The 20,924-nt window shown below is 48.1% G+C and carries 17 protein-coding genes; 10 read left to right on the top strand and 7 right to left on the bottom strand.

Features of this window, described 5'->3' with window-relative positions; genetic code table 11:
- Positions 1–214: 214 nt before the first annotated feature.
- From QZT80_RS07625 to QZT80_RS07595, 7 genes are all read left to right on the top strand, one after another.
- Positions 215–823 carry an RNA polymerase sigma factor gene (locus QZT80_RS07625; RefSeq protein ID WP_295120030.1) on the top strand — a complete coding sequence of 203 codons (609 nt, stop codon included), beginning with the start codon at positions 215–217 and terminating at the stop codon, positions 821–823.
- 181 nt (positions 824–1,004) lie between these two features.
- A complete protein-coding gene (locus QZT80_RS07620; RefSeq protein WP_295120027.1) occupies positions 1,005–2,123 on the top strand; it encodes a FecR family protein in 1,119 nt (372 codons plus the stop codon).
- A gap of 214 nt (positions 2,124–2,337) precedes the next feature.
- Positions 2,338–5,670, top strand: coding sequence for a SusC/RagA family TonB-linked outer membrane protein (locus QZT80_RS07615; protein WP_295120024.1), 3,333 nt, complete (start codon positions 2,338–2,340; stop codon positions 5,668–5,670).
- A 12-nt stretch (positions 5,671–5,682) separates the two neighbouring features.
- On the top strand, positions 5,683–7,116 hold the full coding sequence (locus QZT80_RS07610) for a RagB/SusD family nutrient uptake outer membrane protein (RefSeq protein ID WP_295120021.1): 1,434 nt from the start codon (positions 5,683–5,685) through the stop codon (positions 7,114–7,116).
- Between the two features lie 15 nt (positions 7,117–7,131).
- A complete protein-coding gene (locus QZT80_RS07605; RefSeq protein WP_295120018.1) occupies positions 7,132–7,884 on the top strand; it encodes a DUF4843 domain-containing protein in 753 nt (250 codons plus the stop codon).
- A 31-nt stretch (positions 7,885–7,915) separates the two neighbouring features.
- Complete coding sequence (locus QZT80_RS07600) at positions 7,916–9,412, top strand: PKD-like family lipoprotein (RefSeq protein ID WP_295120017.1); 1,497 nt, start codon at positions 7,916–7,918, stop codon at positions 9,410–9,412.
- A gap of 13 nt (positions 9,413–9,425) precedes the next feature.
- A complete protein-coding gene (locus QZT80_RS07595) occupies positions 9,426–10,499 on the top strand; it encodes a TlpA disulfide reductase family protein (RefSeq protein WP_295120014.1) in 1,074 nt (357 codons plus the stop codon).
- A 46-nt stretch (positions 10,500–10,545) separates the two neighbouring features.
- Here QZT80_RS07595 and ligD read toward each other — a convergent pair whose 3' ends face one another.
- The 3 genes from ligD to QZT80_RS07580 are packed head-to-tail and all read right to left on the bottom strand — an operon-like array spanning position 10,546 to position 15,372.
- Positions 10,546–13,407: a DNA ligase D gene (gene ligD / locus QZT80_RS07590; RefSeq protein ID WP_295120011.1), complete on the bottom strand. Its 2,862-nt coding sequence runs from the start codon at positions 13,405–13,407 to the stop codon at positions 10,546–10,548.
- A gap of 27 nt (positions 13,408–13,434) precedes the next feature.
- A complete protein-coding gene (locus tag QZT80_RS07585) occupies positions 13,435–14,337 on the bottom strand; it encodes a CorA family divalent cation transporter (protein ID WP_295120009.1) in 903 nt (300 codons plus the stop codon).
- 54 nt (positions 14,338–14,391) lie between these two features.
- Positions 14,392–15,372 (bottom strand): GlxA family transcriptional regulator, encoded by a 981-nt coding sequence (locus tag QZT80_RS07580; RefSeq protein WP_295120006.1) that lies wholly within the window; start codon positions 15,370–15,372, stop codon positions 14,392–14,394.
- Between the two features lie 111 nt (positions 15,373–15,483).
- Here QZT80_RS07580 and QZT80_RS07575 point away from each other — a divergent pair, with 111 nt between their 5' ends.
- Complete coding sequence (locus QZT80_RS07575) at positions 15,484–15,888, top strand: VOC family protein (RefSeq protein WP_295120003.1); 405 nt, start codon at positions 15,484–15,486, stop codon at positions 15,886–15,888.
- A 133-nt stretch (positions 15,889–16,021) separates the two neighbouring features.
- A complete protein-coding gene (locus tag QZT80_RS07570; protein ID WP_295120000.1) occupies positions 16,022–16,462 on the top strand; it encodes an SRPBCC domain-containing protein in 441 nt (146 codons plus the stop codon).
- A gap of 55 nt (positions 16,463–16,517) precedes the next feature.
- Here QZT80_RS07570 and QZT80_RS07565 read toward each other — a convergent pair whose 3' ends face one another.
- Positions 16,518–16,934 carry a VOC family protein gene (locus tag QZT80_RS07565; RefSeq protein WP_295119997.1) on the bottom strand — a complete coding sequence of 139 codons (417 nt, stop codon included), beginning with the start codon at positions 16,932–16,934 and terminating at the stop codon, positions 16,518–16,520.
- Positions 16,935–17,091: 157 nt separating this feature from the next.
- Between QZT80_RS07565 and QZT80_RS07560 the strand changes: the two genes are divergently transcribed.
- Entirely contained in the window at positions 17,092–17,484 is a 393-nt protein-coding gene (locus QZT80_RS07560; protein WP_295119995.1) for a DUF1398 family protein, read from the top strand.
- Positions 17,485–17,533: 49 nt separating this feature from the next.
- Here QZT80_RS07560 and QZT80_RS07555 read toward each other — a convergent pair whose 3' ends face one another.
- The 3 genes from QZT80_RS07555 to QZT80_RS07545 all read right to left on the bottom strand — a co-directional run bounded on the left by QZT80_RS07555 (position 17,534) and on the right by QZT80_RS07545 (position 20,605).
- Complete coding sequence (locus QZT80_RS07555; RefSeq protein ID WP_295119993.1) at positions 17,534–18,040, bottom strand: DinB family protein; 507 nt, start codon at positions 18,038–18,040, stop codon at positions 17,534–17,536.
- Between the two features lie 515 nt (positions 18,041–18,555).
- Positions 18,556–19,584, bottom strand: a complete 1,029-nt coding sequence (locus QZT80_RS07550; RefSeq protein WP_295119990.1) for an AraC family transcriptional regulator — start codon at positions 19,582–19,584, stop codon at positions 18,556–18,558.
- Positions 19,585–19,612: 28 nt separating this feature from the next.
- Positions 19,613–20,605 carry an AraC family transcriptional regulator gene (locus QZT80_RS07545; RefSeq protein ID WP_295119987.1) on the bottom strand — a complete coding sequence of 331 codons (993 nt, stop codon included), beginning with the start codon at positions 20,603–20,605 and terminating at the stop codon, positions 19,613–19,615.
- Between the last annotated feature and the right edge of the window lie 319 nt (positions 20,606–20,924).

Genomic DNA, 20,924 nt, shown 5'->3' with positions numbered 1-20,924 from the left:
TTCTTCCGGGGCGTGGGTTTGGCGAAAGATAATCCTGCAATAGTGGACGTGTATAAATGGCGCGGTTTAAACCTGTTAGGTTTTGCGCTGATGGAAGCCCGCGAGGCTTTATAAAATTATGTTTGTTATATTTACCCCCGATACACCAAAATCAACCATTCCTGATATTTATCGGGAAAGCAGGCAAAATCTAGTTTAACAAAATCGCAAACGTTTGGCGCTCAACGAAAGTCGTGCATATAATGAGCCGGTATTGCTGGAGGCGATCGCAAAGGGGGATGGCATTGCTTTCAGAGCTGTTTTCGACCACTATTGGGATAAGATTTACTCTATGGCACTGGCCTATACCAAATCCGCATCGCTTGCCGATGATGTGGTACAGGAGGTGTTTATTAAAATATGGGGCAAACGCGAACAGCTGCCGGCCGTGGAAAAGTTCGACGCTTATCTTTTCATCAGCGCCCGTAATGAGATTATCAGCACACTCCGCAAAAAAGTAATACATCTTCCCCTCGAAGAACATTTGCATCAACATATTTCAGCACAAACGCCCGTGCCCGACGAGGTGTTGTCGTTAAAAGAATCGCAGGCGCTGATAAGCGAGGCGGTTGCTATATTACCACCACAGCAGCAGCGTATTTACATCCTTAGCCGTACAGAAGGCCTCTCGCAGCAGCAAATTTCGGAGCAGTTAGGTATTTCGGTGTCTACCGTAAAAGTACATATGAACAAAGCGCTGCATACTATCAAAGCCTACCTGGCCGCACATGCGGATAAAGGCACCATGCTCTGGTGGCTTGTCCTCGCAGTGATCAGCAAATAAATTCCACCGTTACTACTTCATCCTTGTACCGCAACATCCTTTTTTCATCTTTTCCCCGGGAGGAAGAAAAAGGCTTGAAAGTTTTTTTTCAAAGGGACTAATACCTGGCCCTTTTTCCTGCGTCTTTAAGGAGCGGGAAGATCAGAAAGGCCTGTTTGTCCCTTAACGGTTAATAGAATTTATGCAACCAACACTAGAAGATTTACTGGCAAAATACCTGGCCAATGAGCTTACGGAACAAGAGTGTGATGCGCTTTACGGCTTCCTGCGTTCGCCCGTACACCAGGGTGAGCTGGAACAACTGATAGACGCCGGCTTCCGTGACGATGTGTTTACCGGGCTAAGTGACCGAAGCCGTGGTGATATATTGTTTGGCCGGATCATGGAAACGGCACAGCCTAAAGTGCGCCGTATGCAATGGTGGAAGTACGCAGCCGCAGCGGCAGTGATCATTGGTCTGGCCACAGGTATTTACCATTGGTCATCGCTTAACAGCAACAGGCAGCCGGACGTTGCGGCCGTGGTAAAACCCGGCAGCAGCAAAGCCCTGTTAACATTGGCCGACGGATCGGTGGTGGAGCTGGACAGTGCCGGCAGGCGGGTGATAGGCAAGGGCGTACGCCAGCAAAACGGACAACTGGTTTACGACCATTCCATGGAAACAGGCTATAACACACTCACCGTGCCCCGTGGCGGCCAGTTCGAGGTTACGTTACCCGATGGCAGTCATGCCTGGTTAAACTCTGCCTCGTCGCTCCGTTACCCTGTTGCATTTAACGGTAAGGAACGTGTAGTAGAACTGCAGGGGCAGGGATATTTTGAAATAACTAAGGACCAAAACCAACCATTTAAAGTACTGGTGAACGATGTGGCCGTAGATGTGCTGGGTACGAGTTTCGACATCATGGCCTATGCCAACGAACACCAGGTTAGTACAACACTTGTAACAGGCGCCGTAAGAGTGAGCAGGGGCGGGGTGTTTACCCTGCTTCGGCCCGGCCGCCAGGCTGTATTTACGGCCAGCGCTGCACAGGCGCAAGTGCAGGAGGCAGATGTAGAACAGGTAACCGCCTGGACAACAGGCTTCTTCGAATTCACAGATACCGAATTACCGGTGATCATGCGCCAGCTGGAAAGATGGTATGATGTGGAGGTGGTGTATAAAGATGCTCCGCTCAAAGAACGCTTCTTCGGCCGCACCAGTCGTAGCCTGCCTGTTACCGAAGTGCTTAAAATGCTTGAAGGAGATAAAATAAAATTCAAACTGGAAGGCCGTACGCTAACCGTAATGCCCAGGTAACATCAAACTATATACATATGACTTAATGCCGCCTACACCAGATGTCAAAAAAAAACGGAAGTGCGGGAACACTTCCGGAACAACTTTGATATCCCGGTAAAACGTCCTTGCGAGACTTTTTCTGAAACTATCAAAATCAACCAAAAGTATGACTTTTACCTTAACGGGAGAAGCCCCCCGGCTATTGGGGCTGCCAGCCAAAATCTACAGGGTTATGAGAATGACCGCTTTTTTATTATTAGTAACCTGCCTGCACGTGTGTGCCAGCGGGTTTGGACAAAAGGTAACCCTGTCTGTAAAACGGGCACCGCTTCAAAAAGTATTTATTGAAATTTCGAGGCAAACGGGTATTTCTATTATCTGTAACGAGCAAACTATACAGGGCCTGGGACCGGTAAGTATCGATGTAAAAGAGGCTCCGTTAATGGATGTGCTGGACCTCTGCCTGAAAGGTAAAGCGGTAGATTACACTACGGAGAACAACGCCATCTTCATAAGACCTGCCGGTAAAACCAGGGAAACCGTTAAAGCCGGAAGGGCCGACAGCACGATCACCGTAACCGGGAGAATCGTAAATACGAAGGGAGAGGCCTTACCTTTCGCCACGATCATACCTAAAATTAACGGCGCCAAAGGCACACAGACCAACGAAAACGGGGTGTTCGTGATCAAAGTCCCCAGTGAGTCTGCCATACTTTCCATCACCTTTGTGGGTTTTAAACCGCTCGAGATCAAAGCATGGAGCAGCGGCGTAAAAACTATTGTGATGGAAGCTTCCGCGCGTACTATACAGGATGTGGAAGTACGTACCGGTATGTTTACCCGTAACAAACAAACCTTTACCGGCGCTGTGGCTTCCTTTTCGGGGCAGGACCTGAAACAGATCGGTAATAACAATATCATACAAAGCCTTCGTACGCTCGATCCCTCTTTTATCATCGCCATCGATAACCTGCAGGGCTCTAACCCCAACCAACTGCCTAAGATCGAGATGCGTGGTAAAACAAGTTTGACCACCACCGACGTACGCGACCAGTTTTCCAGCGATCCCAACCAGCCGCTGTTTATCCTGAACGGAATGGAAACTACACTGCGCCAGATTATGGACCTGGATATGAACCGGGTAAAATCCATCACGCTTTTAAAAGATGCTTCGTCTACTGCCGTATACGGCTCCCGGGCGGCCAACGGTGTATTGGTGGTAGAAACCATACCGCCGCAACCAGGGCAGATGAGCCTTGCTTACACCGCCGATATGCGCTGGGAAATTCCCGACCTGCATGATTATAATATGATGAATGCCGCAGAGAACCTGGAATTTCAGCGCCTGGCAGGTATGTATATAGATGGTTTGGGCGTTAACGCTATTTACCTGTCGCAGCTTTACAATCAGCGCCTTGCCGCGGTAAAAAGTGGTGTAAATAGTTACTGGCTGAATGTGCCTTTGCGTAACAGTTTTACCAACGGGCATTCGCTGAGGGTATCAGGCGGCAGCCAGGAGTTCCAGTATGGCGTATCGGGTAGTTACCGTAACCAGCAGGGGGTGATGAAAGGAAGTGGCAGAAATACGTGGAGCGGAACGGTAGACCTGAGTTATCGCCATAAAAAACTGAACGTCACCAACCAGACCTATATCAACGGGTTTGATGCAGATGAATCGCCGTACGGATCATTCAGCACCTTCGTACGCGTAAATCCTTATTACCAAAAGCGGAAAGAGGATGGAAGCGTAAACAAAGATAAATACCTGGAAGTATACCGCATGCCACGTGGTGCAAGCGATTTCCGGCTGGATACCATACGTGTACCCAATCCTTTGTACAATGCCTCGCTGAACCCAAAAAACAATACCAGGAGTTTTAATGTACAGAACAACCTGAGCTTACTATATGATATTGCGGCAGACTGGCGGATTTCGGCAGGTTTGCAACTGACTAAAGGCATCAATCATATTGTTCAGTTCACCCCATCGGCCAACACTGCTTACGATGCTGCGGGCGTATTTGAGAAAGGTTTCTACAGCAGCAGCCGTGCCGACCTGTCAGGATACCAGGGCAACCTGATGCTCACTTACCGGAAAGTGTTGAACGAGGTACACAGTATTACGGGCAACATCCGCGGCGAAATACAGGAGCAGAAGAATACCCTGGAGTCGTACGCTGCCACCGGTTTCCCGGTTGGAGTGGAGCCTAATCCCGCTTTTGCTGTTGGGTTTATAACAGGCACCAAACCCGGTTATTCTGAGATCGTTGTCCGGAGAGTGAATGCGCTGGCCAGTTTGAACTATGCATACGATAACCGGTATTATGCCGATCTGAATTACAGGATCGATGGCTCTACCTCCTTCGGGTCAGAAAATAAGTATTCGCCTTTCTGGTCGGCCGGCCTTGGCTGGACTATCAGCCGTGAGCAGTTTCTGAATGATGTGCGGTGGATTGACCTGCTTCGCCTGCGTGGTAACATTGGTACTTCAGGCAACCAGGCGCTTGGCAGTTTTGCTTCTTCCTCCATCTACAAATATGAGAACAACCTCAGCATGTTCGGTCAGGGTCTTTACCTGTCGCAGCTCGGTAATCCGAATCTCGACTGGCAAAACACACGGAGCATCAGCACCGGTATTGACGCCGCGCTGTTTGGTAATCGCCTCATGCTGACGTTGAACGCTTACGAGAAGTTGTCGAGCCCGTTAATTACCTCGGCCTCCGTGCCGGCTTCCACTGGCGTGTCTGTAATGCCGTTTAATGTAGGAGAGATGCGTACCAGGGGAGCAGAGGCCATCCTGCGTTTCTCACCTGTTTACAGGCAGCAGGATAATATCATGTGGACCCTCGGTTATACCGGTGGTATCTACAAGAGCAAATATGAAGGTTTTTCCAATGCGCTGAAGAGTCTCAATGAAGCCTCGCAGGCATCCTCCTCCCTGCAGCGGTATATAGATGGTTACAGTCCTGATGAATTGTGGGCCGTTACCTCCCTGGGTATAGATCCTGCTACTGGTAAAGAAGTATTCCGTAAAAAGAGCGGCGAGCGCACATTCATCTACGACCCGCAGGATATTGTGCCGCAGGGTAACGGTCGTCCGGTAATCGAGGGCGTGTTTAGCTCCAACCTCAATATCAAAGGTTTTTTACTGGGTGTTAACCTTCGTTACAGTATAGGGCAGTACATCTTCAACAATGCCCTTTATAACAAAGTAGAGAACATCAGTAAAGCCGCGTTACAGAACAACCAGGACAAACGTGCGCTGGAGCTTAGGTGGAAGGCGGTGGGAGATGAGGCCCCGTTCCGGGGCATCAGCATTACCGATGTAACACCTACTTCCTCGCGTTTTGTGCAAAGAGAAAACTACCTGTCCGGCGAGTCGATCAACGCAGGCTACGAATTCCTGCCCAAATACCATCCCTGGCTGCGACAGTCGCGTATTAAAGGCCTTCGCATCAACGCGTATATGAACGACATCTTCCGGTTGTCGAACATACAGGCCGAGCGTGGTATCGATTATCCATTCAGCAATGCGCTGGCAGTAAGTGTAAACGTGTACTTCTAAATGAACTTATTTATGCGATATATAAAACTTCTTTTACCAGCGCTGCTACTACTGTTGCTGGTATCGTGCAACAAATTCCTGGATGTGCAGCCGGTCGATAAATTCCTGGACAGGCAGGTGTACAGTAATTCGGCTACGATAAAAACGGTGCTTACAGGCATTTACCTTAACATGGCAAAGCCGGGCATGTATGGGGAAGGGCTGAGTTCTACTACGGTAGATGTGATGGGGCAGTATTACAACATCGCGTCAACGGCCGATACTTTTTACAGTGTGATGCGCTACAATTATAACGATGCCAGCAGCGTATCGCGCCTGGGCAGGATATGGTCGGCTTCTTATGGTGCCATCCTGAACGTTAACCTGTTCCTGTATAATGTATCCAGAACGGAAGGTGTACTCAGCGAAAATGAGAAACGGTGGATGATGGGGGAGGCCTACGCTATTCGCGCCTATGTAGCCTTCGATCTGTTAAGGTTGTTTGGCCCGGTGTACGCGAAAGATTCTACCCTGAATGCCATACCGTACCCGGTGGTGCCGGGTACAGAAATACAACCCGTATTGCCCGCCAACAGGGTAATGGACAGTATCATGGCTGATATTGGCCAGGCAGAAACCTTGCTGCAGAACGATCCGGTAAGGACAGAGGGCGTGGCCGCACAAGGCAACGACAATGCCGATAACTTCTTCCGTATGCGCAACCGCAGGATGAATTATTATACCGTTAAAGCCTTAACGGCCCGTTTCCAGCTATATCGTCGCAACAAAGCGGCAGCTATGGAAGCGGCGAGGTTGGTGATCACAGAAGCAGGAGGCTTTTTTCCGTTCGTGAATCCGGATGCTGTGGCTTCGGGAGTTACACAACCCAACCGTGTATTCAGCACCGAAGTAATTACCGGTCTTGAGAACGCCGATATGTACCCCAGCTACCAGGCATGGTTTAAGGCATCCGGTTTAGACTCACGCGCTAACCTGCTGCGGCCCGAGCCAAACAACCTGGAAGCTACCTACGAAAGTATGCCTAACGACATTCGCTACCGCAACTGGTTTTATGTAGATCCGGTTTCGTCAACACCTGTAAAAACCTTTTTTAAGTATGATGCGACCGTGCGTACGCCGTACACGCACTTTCAACCATTAATCCGCATATCGGAGATGTACTACATCATGGTGGAATGTGAACCCGAAGAGGCGACGGCGCAGACCTGGTTCAATACCATGCGTACCAGTCGCGGACTGCCAGATGTAACATTTGCGGGGGACAGGCAAACTTATCTCGATAAAGAATACCGTAAAGAGTTTTGGGGCGAAGGACAGTTGTTCTTCTACTACAAGCGCCTGAACAAAACAGCCATCCCGAACGGCGCGGTGGCCAGTGGTACCATTAATATGACCACTACACAGTACGTGCCGCCAATGCCTTTGCTGGAAACCGAATTCAGATAATTTAAACAGGTTTTTATGAAATCATTTTCGCTATCTATATCTATCTTAATGTTGATGCTTACCGCCTGTGAAAAAACAGCGCTGCTGCGGTATCAATCATCCAACGATATCTATTTTAACTACCAGGTATCATCCGTTCAGCGGGATTCCATGAACATGCAGTTTGCCGTAGTAAAAGATGTGGCAGATACTTTCTCCATCCCGGTGAAAGTACTGGGCAAAGCAGCAGATGTTCCAAGGTCGTTCACGTTACGTGTGAACCAATCCCTTACTACCGCAGAAGCCGGCAAACACTATGCATTAACGCCGGCAGACAGCCATTTCATACCCGCCAAAGTGATCGATGGTGCCTTTACGATCATCCTGAAGCGGCCGGCCGACCTGTATGAGAAGAAAGTAGACCTGGTGCTGGACTTGTTGCCGGATGAAAACTTTACCACTAATATGAAGGTGTTTGATTATACCGCATTGCGACCGTTGAAAGCCACGCAGTGGAAAGTAACGATCGAAGACATCCTGTACGAGCCTACTAACTGGACGTTCAGTGCTGCGTACCTCGGTACGTATTCAAGAGAAAAGCTGACGTTGATGGCGTCCACACAAAATCTGACCCTCAATCTCTTTTACGCAGCGCCTTTGTATTCGGCAACACAGCAGAACAATTTTGCGATTACGATGCAAAAGTACCTGAATGCACAAAAGGCATTGGGTAACACCGTTTATGAAAGGGACGGAACGGAAATGGTAATGGGAGCATCCGCACAGTAACCGCATTTATCACGGCATTAACTGAAAAGAAATGAAACGTTTTATCAATATATTAGTTGTACTGGCCTGTATTGTACCGGGTGCCTGTATGAAAGATAAAGGTAACTACGATTACCACCCGATTAACCGGATTGCGATTAAGGGCGTGGATTCCCTTTACATCCTGGACTATGGCAGCAGGTTAACCATAAGACCGGAGCTGAGTTTTACTGACGGGGGGAAAGAAGACACCGCCAATTACAGTTACGCCTGGGTGCAAAACCGCCTGATCGGGTATACGGGTGCGGCGAGAGTATTGTCTACCCGCCGCGATCTGGATACCAATATCCGCATTGCTTACGGCAGTTACGAAATGTACTACCGTGTAACGGATAAGCGCACTAACGTATTTACTGATGCTGTTTTTACGCTTACAGTAGGCTCACCTTCTTATGAAGGCTGGATGGCGCTTTGCGATATGGAAAACGGCAACAGCCGGCTCGATATGGTATCGCGCCGTGGCCCACTGGACATTATTTACAGGAATGTGCTGGATACTGTACGCTCTGCGTTTAAAACAACCGGTACACCGTCCTTTATATCAGTGGCTTATACCCTGATCCCCCCGGGGCAGGGTACAAATACTACGTTTATCGGTACATCCACAACGGCTGCCCTGCTCGGCCGCGATTCCCTGGATTATAGCGGTTCATCGAACTTCAATAACCTGTTTAATGTAAACGCGGTTAAACCGGTTGATTATACCGGTGCGCGCATCTACCTGCGTATTTATGCCGGGATTTTGTATGCGGAGAACAGGTTGTTCCGCGTAGATATAAGTAACCTGTCTGTAGCCGTAAACAAGCAGGATGCCAATACCGCTTTGTTTAAACCTTCGCCCTATGTGGCGCTGGGTGCCAGCACATCTATCGTATTTAACGAGGATAATAAAACATTCTTAAGGCTCACTTCCAGCGGCGCTTCGTGCTTAACTATAGCGCCAGGTACGCTGTTCAATTATAGTCAGCCTGATAAGGACCTGGTTTGGATGGACTTTTCGACCTATAATGGCGGAGAAGCGTTTGCGGTGCTGAAGCGGCCGGCCGATAATAAAATGTTTCTCGCCCGTTTCCTCACTACGGGGCTGGGCCAAAACTACTATGATGAAATTATTGCAACCGACATCGATAAGGCAGAACATTTTTGTGTAAGCCCCGAGTACGGTTATCTTTTTTACAGCGTAGGCAGCAAGGTGTACGAGTATGATTTTGCGCTGAAGAAAAGCTGGCTGATGAAAGATTACGGCAGCAAAAAGATAACGATCATGAAGTTTCAACGTTTCCTGAGCCTGTCCGCAACGGGCGTCAACATCGCCCTCTATACCGAACTGTCGAGGAAGCTGGCGATAGGTACCTACGAAGAAGGGAACCCAATTACTTCAGGCGTATTAGACCTCTACACAGTACCAGGTATTAATGGTAACATCCGTATTTACAAATCATACGAAGGTTTGGGAAAAATAGCCAGCCTTACTTACAGAGAAAGATAAAACCACATTAAAAATGAAGAAAGTATTTGTAGCAGCATTCCTGTTGATCGCATTGTCTGCCGGTGCGCAGCAGCAGTTTACCGTAAAAGGGAAAATCGGCCATTACAACGCTCCGGGTTATGCGATATTGAATTACCAGAAAGGAAACGAATCGGTGGTAGATACACTGGAAATTAAAGATGGAGCGTTCGAGGCCAGCGGCAACGTGGCTAAAACAACTAAAGCCATGATTCTTATTTCGCCTCAAGGAGTATATGAAAACTACTTAACCAGAAATGTAGTTAACTTCTACCTCGAGGCCGGCACTATTACAATAACCAGCGCAGATTACGCGTCGCGTGCCAAGGTGGCCGGCACGCCAACTAACGTAGCGCAGCAGCAGTACCAGGACATGCTGGTGCCGATAGCCGCGAAGCGCGATTCGGCCCAGCAGGTGTATAATGATTTTTCGACGCTGATGGCGGAGGAGAAGATGAAACAGGTAAGGGCATATATTGCTAAGTACCCGGAATCCCCCATTCTTTATACGGTAATGAGTGAATATATGGGGCGCCAGCCTTCGCTGGAACTCCAGGACTCCATGTACAACGCCCTGCCCGCCATCAGTAAAAAATCTGTTGGCGGAAAGGAACTGGAAGCTAAGATCCGGGCCCTGAAATCGGTAACGGTGGGCAGTATGGCGCCCGATTTTACACAGAAGGATACAGCGGGTTTGCCTGTATCATTAAAAAGTTTCCGTGGTAAATATGTGCTGGTCGACTTCTGGGCGTCCTGGTGTGTGCCATGCCGTGCAGAAAACCCTCATGTAGTGGAGGCTTATCACAAGTATAAAGACAAAAACTTCACGGTACTGGGTGTTTCGCTCGATCGCGAAAAGGACGGCGATTTATGGATAAAAGCGATTCATGACGACAAACTCGAATGGACGCAGGTGAGCGATCTCCAGTTCTGGAATAACAGTGTAGTCAAAATGTATGGCGTAAATTCTATTCCTGCCAATTTCCTGATCAATCCGAAGGGCCGCATTGTAGCCAAAGGATTGCGTGGAGCTGCGCTGGAAGCTAAGCTGGCTGAATTACTGAAATAATCTTCGATGTTTTTTGACAGGCCCTGTTACTTCTGTAACGGGGCTTTTATTTTACCAGCTTCGCCAAATCAATCCCCTTCCCAAGTACGGGTTTAAATATATCTCCTTCCTTCTTCGCCCTTGCTACAGCCGTTTTAATCGTAAAGTGCGACAGTTTTAAACCTTTCTTTACCTCCGACCAGTCCAGTGGCATAGATACCGTGGCGCCGGGTTTGGGGCGGAGCGAGTAGGCGGCGGCAAGGGTTGCTTTAGCCCTGTTCTGGAGGTAATCAATGTATAATTTTCCTTTGCGGTTACGGGTCATGCGCTCGATGCTGGTGAATTTAGGCAGGCGTTCGTGTACCTGCGTGGCAATTATTTTACCGAGCAGCTGGCATTGGTCGTAGTCGTATTTTGCGTTAAGTGGTATATAGATGTGGATGCCGGTTGAGCCTGATGTTTTGGGGTACCCGGTGATACCCATTTCATCCATCACCGCTTTCACTGCAAGCGCCGTTTCAATTACCTGTTCAAAGGTATTACCTGTGTCCGGATCGAGGTCGAGGCAACACCAGTCGGGATTATCGGGATTATGGATGGTGCTGTTCCATGGGTTCATTTCAATGGCACCGGTATTGGCCATGTATAGCAGATCGGCCTCGCTTTTGGGCACCATGAAGTTTTTGTCTTCGCCTTCGCCCGTGGTGTAGGGAAACTGTTCAATCCAGTCTGGCACCTTACCCGTTACATCTTTCTGATAAAAACTTTTACCGTTAATGCCGTTAGGGTAGCGGTTCAGCGATTGTGGCCGGTCTACGAGATAGGGCAGTATGTAGGGCGCTATCTGGTAGTAGTAATTAAGCATATCGCGTTTCGTATAACCTTCGTCCGGCCAGTATATTTTATCCAGGTTCGTAAAGTTCAGTTCATGGCCGTTCACTTTCCTTACCTGCGTTTTATCGGCGGGGTTTAGTAAAGTATTCCGGGAAGATGCGCCTGCACTTTTCACGATTTTCTTTACCGGGTTTGGTTTATCTTCTTCCACGATGGCCTCCGTATCTACCGGTACTTCTGCTTTTACGGTGCTTGCTTTTTTATCCTCCCGCATACCTTCGAAACTGGGGTGCCGCATTACACCATCACTGGTCATTTCGGTATAACTTACCTCGCAAACCAGTTGCGGTTTAAGCCAGGTAACCGTGGCGTTCGGGGGATTGGGGCGGAAGCGGGAAGGTTTATTTACATCCGGAGTTTCTGTAAAGGGCACTGCTTTGGTGATGAGGGGTTTAAACAGCTTCATCATTTCCTTTTGCTGTTGGTCATTGAAGCCTGTGCCGATTTTACCAGTGTATTTCAGCTTCTTGTTTTCATACACGCCCACCAGCAGCGAGCTGAATGTTTTAGCAGATCCCTCGTTATTCGTAAAACCACCAATCACCACCTCATGCCTTTTATTGATCTTGATCTTCAGCCAGTCGCGGCTGCGGTCGCCAGGGTGGTAAAGACTATCTGCTTTTTTGGCGATAATGCCTTCCAGTCCCATTTGCCCGGCCGCTTCCAGGAATTCTTCTGCTGTGCTGGAAAAGTTATCGCTCATGCGGACCATTCCATCTTTAGGAATGAGGGGCGCCAGTAAAGCCCTGCGTTCCGTAAGCGGCAGGCCCGTTACATCATGGCCATCCAGCCAGAGGATGTCGAACACATAGTACATCAGTTGCCCGTCCGCCTCACTACGCCAGTTTTGCAGGCGGCCAAAGTTGGAGATGCCTTCATCGTTGATCACACATATTTCGCCATCTACGATTGCATTGATGCCCCAGCGGGTAACCGCCTGGTGTACCGGGTAAAATTTATCGTTAAAGGATTTGTTGTTGCGTGATATAAGCTCCGTTTTGCCTTTGTTGCAGAGCGCCAGCGCACGGTATCCATCCCACTTTATTTCGTAAAGCCAGCCGGGTTCGTCGAAAGCTTTATCGACCAATGTGGCCAGCATGGGCGAAGTGGTTTTAGGGAAAGCGCGTTTAGGCGCTTTTTTCAGGTCGGCGGTGGCCCGGGCGGTACTGACGGTACTTCGCTTTTTGGTAAGGGCGGGGGTTTTAGCTTTTTTTTTAGGGGTGGATGGGGATGCTTTTTTTTCCTGTGTTGCCTTATTGGCAGCGGCCTTTTTTGGAGCTACGGCCTTCGCAACGGCTTTCTTGGGTGCCGCTTTATTTGCCGCCGCCTTTTTTGGGGCTACAGCTTTCTTTGCGGCCGCTTTCTTCGGAGCAGCCGCCTTCTTTGCAGTCGCCTTATCTTCCTTTATCTTTTCCTGCAATGCCTTTTTCCCCGTCTTACGACCATAAATATTGGTGCTGGTTTTCTCTATCTCCTCCAGTGTTTTATCAGATATTACGGACCTCACCTTTCTCGTTACATCTGTTTCTTTTGCAAATTTATCGCGGTGTTTGATCAGCAGCCAGGCATTACCTTCATCCGCATTCTTTAGCCGCACCAGTGCAAACTCTCCCTGCAGCTTTTTGCCTTTCAGGGAAACCTTGATGGAGCCGGATTTCAGTTGCTTCAGTAGTGCTTTTTCGTCTTTCTTTTTATCTCCGGTAGGTTCAAGCGGTTCGTAAGTTCCTTCGTCCCACACGATGACAGTACCGGCGCCGTAGTTGCCTTTCGGTATAATACCCTCGAAGCTGCGGTAGTCAAACGGGTGGTCTTCCACCATCATGGCCAGGCGTTTGTCCTGCGGATTAAGAGAGGGCCCTTTGGGCACCGCCCAGCTTTTGAGCACGCCTTCCATTTCCAGGCGGAAGTCGTAGTGCAGCCGCGATGCATCGTGTTTCTGTACCACGAAGCGTAAAGTGGTTGCATCAGGTTTGCCACCCTGTGGTTCCGGGGTTTCATTAAAGCTTCTCTTTTTCTTATAGGTTGTTAAAGCCATGGTTTATGGTTTTGAGTATAAAACAATTTATAGCCACTTCTTGCGCTTAAACCAGGCATATATCAGCCCGGTAACGAGTACCATCAGCAGCATTACCGCTGGGTAACCCGCGCGCCACCTTAATTCAGGCATAAAATCAAAGTTCATTCCATATACCCCCACGATAAACGTGAGCGGCAGGAAAAAAACCGAGAATATAGTAAGCACCCGTATGGTTTCGTTCGTTTTTTGAGCAGATATATTAAAGTAAATGCCCAGCAGGTGCGTGGTGTTTTCGGCCAGCATATCGTATATGCTCTGCTGCTTTATATAAAGATCGCGGAGGTCGCGGGTATGAATATCATTGCGTTCGGGCGGGTCCAGGCGTTCGATGATATCCCGTGTAAGCAACAGTATATGCCGTATTACATCTACTTTCCGTTTGATATAATAGAGGCCTTTAAGCATGGGCGCCTTTCGGTTTTTAAGGAACACCTGTTCTTCATAAAGGTCGATTGAGTGATTGAGCTTAATGGCCGGTTCATCAAAGCTTTGCAGCGCAGCACGTACAACTTCAATTAATGCGTGAAAGGGTGAGTCGCAGTCGCCGTTACTCACCGCCTGACTGATGTTTTCCAGTGCCGGCCAGGGTTCACGGTGCATGGTAACGATATAGTCTTCTCCAAAAAAAATAGCAGCTTTGTTCGTGAGTTCTTTCACGGTGTCGGCGCCATTTACCGGGCGATTGCCGTCGAATTGGCGGATGATCACAAAACCATAGTCTTTCTGCTTCTCAAATTTGGGCAGGTGATCTGCTTCCAGCGCGTCCGTCATCCATGCTTTGGGCAGCTGGTATGTTTGGGCGATGGTGGCAAACTCGGGCTCTTCGGGGTTGGACAAATCTATCCATGTATACCCATTCTTTTCTTTAACTGCTAGTTCCTGACGCATAATATTGATGCCTTTGCACCCCATAGCGATACAAAAAAGGCACCACAATTGTCGCTACACGGCTATTTCGCGGTTATACTTGGCCCTGTATTGCACCGGGGAAAGGCCCGTGATGCGTTTAAAGGTGATGCGAAAGGCTTTGGGATCGGTATAGCCTACTTTGTACATTACCTCGTTTACATTGTCGCGGCCCGACTCCAGGTTGAGTTTGGCGGCTTCTATCTTTACACGTTGTATATATTCCACCACAGTATTAGATGTAGCCTTCTTAAACCTCCGTTCCAGGTTACGGCGGCCCAGGGCAAAGGCCGACGCCAGCTGGTCGACGGTAATCTTTTCTGAGAAGTTCTGTTCAATAAACTCTTGTGCCTTTTTTATTGGTTCGTCTTCATGTTCTTTCTGTCCTTTAAAAATGATGAAGGGCGACTGGCTGTTGCGGTCGATATCGATTTCGAACATTTTAGACGATAGCAGGGCCATATTGCGCCCGGCGTACTTCTCCACCAGGTAAAGGATGAGATTGAGGGACGAATAAGCGCCGCCGCTGGTGTAGATCCCGCTTTCGTCCGTAAGTACTTTGTAGGGCTGCAATTTTACCTCAGGAAACATTTCGCGGAACTCCCCGGCAGCCAGCCAGTGCGTAGTACAGCTTTTGCCATTTAATAACCCGGTAGAGGCCAGTATGAACGCGCCAATGCACAACGATACTACTTCCGCGCCGCCTGCATATTGTTTTACGATCCAGGGAATAAAATCCTGGTTGGCTGCAATTACTTCTTTCATATCGCCGTGGGTAGCGGGTATTACTACCAAATCGGCCCGCATGGGGTCTTTGATGGACAATTCAGGTTTGATGGTAAATAGTCCTTTACCCAGGGTTGTTTCCGGGGTAATACCTACCAGCTGGACCTTAAACAACGGCGCATTCCCCATTCGTTCCACAGCCTCGTTTACTTTAGTGAACATCTTATACGAGGCCTCTATATTGCTGAGGCTTGTTTCGCCCCGGGGAATGATAATTGCAATGTGTTTCATAGCATAAAAATAGGGGAAAGGAATGTCGCGATCAACCCCTGTCTTTGCCGTATATATACCGCCTTGCCCCGGGATATCCTTCGTAAGTTTGAATACTAAAAACTTCCACTTATGTCGCAGATCAATGCTTACCTGGTATTTAGTGGTAATTGCCGCGAGGCGATGACCTTTTACAAAGACAGCCTGGGTGGCGAACTTACCCTGGTGATGATCGGGGAATCGCCCATGGCGCAGCAATGGCCCGCGGCTATGCAGCAGCAGGTGTTACATGCAAGCCTGGCACAAAATGGCTTTACCTTACTTGGTTCCGATGCGGCCGGCGCAGGTGGCGTATTGAAAGGGAATACCGTGCAGCTGAACCTTACCTGCGATACGCCTGAGCAGGCCAGGGAGTACATTAGCAAACTGGGTGCCGGCGGCAGCATTACCCGGGAATTACACGAGTTTTTCGACGGGTGGATAGGGGCGCTGACAGATAAATTCGGGTTCGACTGGATGTTTTATGCATCGAAGTAAGGTTAGAAGTATCTGTCTGGATTTGGGTTGTGGAAATGCTTCTGAGCTATTATTAGCTTCCACGGTTAGAGAATCTTCATTACAGGCAAAATACTAGTATCAAAATATTTCATCAACATAAAAAGTAAACACCATGCAAACAATCAAAAAAACAGTGGCTATAAAAGCCCCAAGCACAACGGTTTGGAATACGCTGACCGACGACGCTCAATCGCGCCAGTGGTTTGCTGAATTTAACGAAGGCACGCACGCTATTACAGATGGCTGGCAGGAAGGCAGTAAGGTAATTTACACGGATGGAGATTTTGGTATGATCGGCCGTATACAGGTAGCTAAACCGGGAGAGGAACTGGATGTGGAGTTTATAGGTGTATTGGAAAAAGGTGCCGAAGTGTACGACGGCCCAGATGCCGACGCTCTGAAAGGCGGGCATGAAAGATACATACTGAAGGAGCAAAATGGTACGACTACTTTGAATATAGAGGCCGATATGGATGACAAATACGTGGAAGATATGTCGAACCGCTGGGATAAGGCATTAGTGGTATTGAAAGAGCTGGCAGAAAAAAATTAAAATGCAAAAGCCCCGGACCATTCCGGGGCTTTTTGCTAAGGTTTAATCATGGCGGTTACCGGGGTTGGCCGACGTTAAACATCCACTGTACCCCGAATTTATCAGTGAAGTCACCGTAAAAATCGCCCCAGGGGGCTTTCTCGAAGGGCATGTTTACTTTACCGCCTGCCGAAAGCGCCTTAAACTGTTCACCGGCCGATACTTCATCATCGCCAATAATAGCCACGTAAAAAAGGTTGCCGTCTTTACCAGGGCCAAATGATTTAGGACGGTCGCTGCCCATGAGCATGCTGCTGCCAATAGGCAGCGCCATGTGCATGATCAGGTTTTCTTCGCCCGGGGCTAAGTGCGGACCGGGCATATCGCCCATACGCATGAGCATTTCATACTCGCCACCAAACACGGATTTGTAAAAACCAAAGGCCTCTTCACAAGTGCCGTCGAAGTTCAGATAAGGGTAAGCAGCTATCATACATAGAATTTTTGGGTGAAACGATAGTCAAACTTACGCAGATACTTTAAACTGTACAGTGGGCTAATATGACAAATAGCGGGTACTTTGCGACAATCTTCCCGCGCTAAAATCTTATCTTTATATGGCTTCTTTTAAACTTAAAAAGAGATGCTATATGTTTACCAGGCAACAGATTGAAGCAGCCCACGCAAAGGTGAAGAGCGGCGCCGATTTTCCCAAACTGGTGAAGGAACTCAGGCAAATGGGGGTCATGAGCTATGAGCATTTTGTGTCCGAAGGTTCGAATGTGTTTTACGGAGATGACGATTACTCGGTAAGTATTCAAATGAACAAGGAAGCAGTAGCCGTAGCCAACAGCTCATCCACTGAAAAACTAACGGCCGTTTTACATGATCACCGGCAGGGACAAACAGATTATCACACATTTTGCGTGGAAGCCGGCAAGGCGGGTGTACAAAAATGGGTGATAGATATGGGGGACATGACGGCCACTTACCTCGATAAAACAGGTGCGGCCTTATTGACAGAACCCATTCCCAAAGCCTGAAAGTATAAAACGGAAAGAGTCCTGACTGCCAGGACTCTTTCCGTTTAAATTAATACCTTGCCCAGAAAGGTGTCGGTTCTATACCCAGTGCGCGCAGGTACACATAACCCTGGCCGCGGTGATGAATTTCATTGTCTATCAGATAAAGCAGTGTTCCGATACCGGTGTTTTCGTATTGACCGAATGCTGCTTCCTTTTCCTGCCAGCGTGTCGGCGCTATTTGCGGAAAGTATTGATCGATATCAGCAGTTACTTTATCCCACTGTTCCAGCAACTCCGCTTTAGTGGTAATGCCATGATCGGTGTTGTTATGCTTAGGTCCGCCTGGTATGCTCCAGTCGCCGGTAGCCAGGCCTTTTGCGCCACCAGCAGCAAGATCGATCATTTCCAGCGCCAGCTGGGCATAAGTGCGCATCCCACCAATAGAAAACTCAAAAAGTTCTTTTTCCGGGAACTGGTCCAGTATCCTTCGGGAAAGGTCGCGGTGGCCCTGCCAGTGCTTTTGAATGACTTCAGGGGTAATAACGTTAACAGTGTTTTCAAGAATGTTTGCCATGATGAAGTGTTTTTGTTTGATGAAACAAAGTAACAATGGGGGAGTGACAACCTTATGTCAGCAGCCTTCCAACTTTTTTTAAAAATGACGGATTTGACCCGCGAGGCAGGCATTATGCGTTGCGTGATGTATTTCCAAACCGCATATCGCAAGATGCGGTGCATTTTAAAGCAATACGTTCGCAAACGGCGTATCATGACAGGAAAGCGGCCGATCGTGAACATAAATAATGTGATGATGAACGAATTTCGTAACGTAAGGTTTTAATAAACGCGAAGGATATGCTGCATCGAGCAGCATTAGGTGAAATATTTTATGTGAATAACCTAATGGGTTAATCATATGTACAGTGTCTTTACTATTGGTTAGAGCAATCAGAACTTAGTTCCCTGGTGTCAACCGGGGATTCTTCTATCCTTTTTAAAAACCGTATTTTATGAAACAGAAAAGAGAAACTATCATTACGACTACCACCGACATCTTATTCTGGATCACCATGGGCTTCCTGTTCACCGCTAGTTATCTCCTTCTTGTGGGTCATTTTTAGCGGCTGCGTTGCCAGGGTCAGCTTTAAACACCTGTGGGGCTACCTTGAATTTTTTACGGAATAATCTCGTAAAGTGGCTACCGGATGAGTAACCCAGTGAATAGGCCACGTCTGTTACCGATCGTTCTCCCTGCAATAACAGCTCCTTCGCCTTTTCCAGTTTTTTTTGCTGCAGGTAGCTGTAATAACTTTGCTTATACATCTTTACAAACAACGACTTAAATTTCGAAGGACTCACACCGATTCTGGCAGCCGCTTCGCTTATGCGGGGGCTAGCCGTAGTTAAGTCCTGCAATAATTCATCGACCAGTTGCGCCAGCTTGCGCACCTCCGGCTTTTGCGACGACTGGGCCGTGCCGGCAATCATAGGCAGCGATTGTGCCAGCAGCTGGTTAATGCTGCCCTTGATGTAAAAGAAGTCGGCGCTGTTGTTGTGCAGATTTTCTTCCATCTGGTGAATAAGATCAAATTGTTCAGGCGATATCTGGAAGAGGCCGGGTTTGGTCCAGGTCGTCATCGGTAAATCGGGTAACAGTTTGCCCAGATATTCGGGCGTAGTGAGCATTATAAATGAAATCACCGTTTCATTGGCCTTTACAATAATTTCCGACTGAGAATCCGAGTTGTTGATAAAGGCCGAGTACTTATGCATCTGGTTCAGGTAAATCACCCCACCTTCGATCTTTAGGGTGAGCCCCTTGGCACTGCCATTGTAGCCGATGAGGATACGCTTATGTTCCGGGGGCATATTCCTGCGAAAGATGACGTCATTTTTCGGAGCGAAGTGGACATAGATGGCAGTGAGCTCACATTCCACCCGCCATTGTTTAATATAGCCCGTTCCGAAAGTTTCCGGAAGTGTAAAACAATTGTCCGTTACGATGCCGGGGTTACCATAAATTTCGTGCATTTGTTTAGAAAGGGCCACCAGCCAGGAAGTATCCAGCGACCATGCCACGTCCAGCACGACCCCTTGCGGGGAATCGTTCATGTTCATAAAAATAGATTAAGTGTCGGCGACTCTGTTACAGCAATCCTTCGAATTGTCGTTGGTAGTCTTTTGGTGAAACATTAAAGCATTCCTTAAAAAGCTTGGCAAAATGCCCCGCGTTTTTATATCCCAGGTCGTGTACGATGTTGGTGACGTTCATATCTGCCGACTGGAACATCTCTTTTGCCCGTATCAGTCGCAGGCGCTGGTGATATTTATGATAAGTTGTCTGGTACGTTAAGCGGAAGAGTTTTTTAAACTTGGTAAGGCACATGCAGGAACGGCGTGCCGCTTCTTCAAGGGAAGGTAATTCCTGCTCCATGTTTGCAGCAATGTCCTCATTCACTTCTATCAGCCGGCAAATACCTGTCAGGCCTTTATTCGCCAGGGTAGGTGAGGGGTTCAGCAGTTCGTTGAGGAAAAGTGATAGTACTTCGTAAATGCATCCCCTCACTTTATACAGGTTAACCGTGTTGTGCCCAGCCAGGCGCGGGAGTTTCATCAGCGCGTGGATCATTTTCATTGTCATGGGAATCATTCCATGAAAGCTGCCGGGGTACAGGGTTTTCTTCAGGAGGGCGATATTAGTACTATTGTCGTTTGACGTGGCAAAGTACTGGTTAAATACTTCCGGCCGTATCATCAGCTGCAGGCTGTGCGCCTTATTGTTGTGCGGTATTATGAACTCGCTGCCGCTGCCCGACATGCCGTAATATACATTGTACATGCTGGCGGCGTCTGCTGTATCAGACAGATCGAAATAAAGATAATAATACCTCGGTTGCTGATCGGTGGCAATGCTGTATTTCACGTCCACTTTTTGCACGTAACAGTTGTAAATAGCTGTCAGTCCTTCTTCCAGGGCCCAGTGTTTCAGGTATCCTTCCGCCATGGTGTTTGGCAGGTGGAGTTGTGTGTTTGCGGCTCCTGTGTTTTTACGAAGAAGGTGTTTTTCTTCGAATGAGGTGTAATTATATATCCATATATCGTCATAAGTGAGTTTGTACTCAAAGGTGACTTCAGCCATAGGATGGTGTTTAGGATCAAACAGATAATTAGGTGTTTCCTGATTTAAATGGCTCTCATTGTGTCTTTTTAAAACTGTTGCTTAAGCCATACATCTCGCTATTCTAAAATCTTCTAACAGACTGAGGCGTAAAATTGTTTAATTAGTTGCGGGTTTTCGTTAACAAAGATATTCCTAATAATGCGTTGCCAGATAGTTAACGTAAAAATTTGTCTTGTTTTGACAGATAAAAGTCTTTTTGTACAACACCGCCCGCTATCTTGTGCGAAAAGGAGATGGTCTGATATTTGGGCCAAAGCGAAACATGGCAAAAAAAGAA

The organism is uncultured Chitinophaga sp. (assembly GCF_902168175.1).
Taxonomy (GTDB): Bacteria; Bacteroidota; Bacteroidia; order Chitinophagales; family Chitinophagaceae; genus Chitinophaga.
This window is presented reverse-complemented; position numbering and strand designations above follow the sequence as displayed.

Bases quoted from the DNA above. Each gene is read 5' to 3' on its own strand.
- QZT80_RS07620 (WP_295120027.1), top strand. From the start codon at position 1,005: ATGCAACCAACACTAGAAGATTTACTGGCAAAATACCTGGCCAATGAG.
- QZT80_RS07615 (WP_295120024.1), top strand. From the start codon at position 2,338: ATGAGAATGACCGCTTTTTTATTATTAGTAACCTGCCTGCACGTGTGT.
- QZT80_RS07610 (WP_295120021.1), top strand. From the start codon at position 5,683: ATGCGATATATAAAACTTCTTTTACCAGCGCTGCTACTACTGTTGCTG.
- QZT80_RS07605 (WP_295120018.1), top strand. From the start codon at position 7,132: ATGAAATCATTTTCGCTATCTATATCTATCTTAATGTTGATGCTTACC.
- QZT80_RS07600 (WP_295120017.1), top strand. From the start codon at position 7,916: ATGAAACGTTTTATCAATATATTAGTTGTACTGGCCTGTATTGTACCG.
- QZT80_RS07595 (WP_295120014.1), top strand. From the start codon at position 9,426: ATGAAGAAAGTATTTGTAGCAGCATTCCTGTTGATCGCATTGTCTGCC.
- ligD (WP_295120011.1), bottom strand. From the start codon at position 13,407: ATGGCTTTAACAACCTATAAGAAAAAGAGAAGCTTTAATGAAACCCCG.
- QZT80_RS07585 (WP_295120009.1), bottom strand. From the start codon at position 14,337: ATGCGTCAGGAACTAGCAGTTAAAGAAAAGAATGGGTATACATGGATA.
- QZT80_RS07580 (WP_295120006.1), bottom strand. From the start codon at position 15,372: ATGAAACACATTGCAATTATCATTCCCCGGGGCGAAACAAGCCTCAGC.
- QZT80_RS07575 (WP_295120003.1), top strand. From the start codon at position 15,484: ATGTCGCAGATCAATGCTTACCTGGTATTTAGTGGTAATTGCCGCGAG.
- QZT80_RS07570 (WP_295120000.1), top strand. From the start codon at position 16,022: ATGCAAACAATCAAAAAAACAGTGGCTATAAAAGCCCCAAGCACAACG.
- QZT80_RS07565 (WP_295119997.1), bottom strand. From the start codon at position 16,934: ATGATAGCTGCTTACCCTTATCTGAACTTCGACGGCACTTGTGAAGAG.
- QZT80_RS07560 (WP_295119995.1), top strand. From the start codon at position 17,092: ATGTTTACCAGGCAACAGATTGAAGCAGCCCACGCAAAGGTGAAGAGC.
- QZT80_RS07555 (WP_295119993.1), bottom strand. From the start codon at position 18,040: ATGGCAAACATTCTTGAAAACACTGTTAACGTTATTACCCCTGAAGTC.
- QZT80_RS07550 (WP_295119990.1), bottom strand. From the start codon at position 19,584: ATGAACATGAACGATTCCCCGCAAGGGGTCGTGCTGGACGTGGCATGG.
- QZT80_RS07545 (WP_295119987.1), bottom strand. From the start codon at position 20,605: ATGGCTGAAGTCACCTTTGAGTACAAACTCACTTATGACGATATATGG.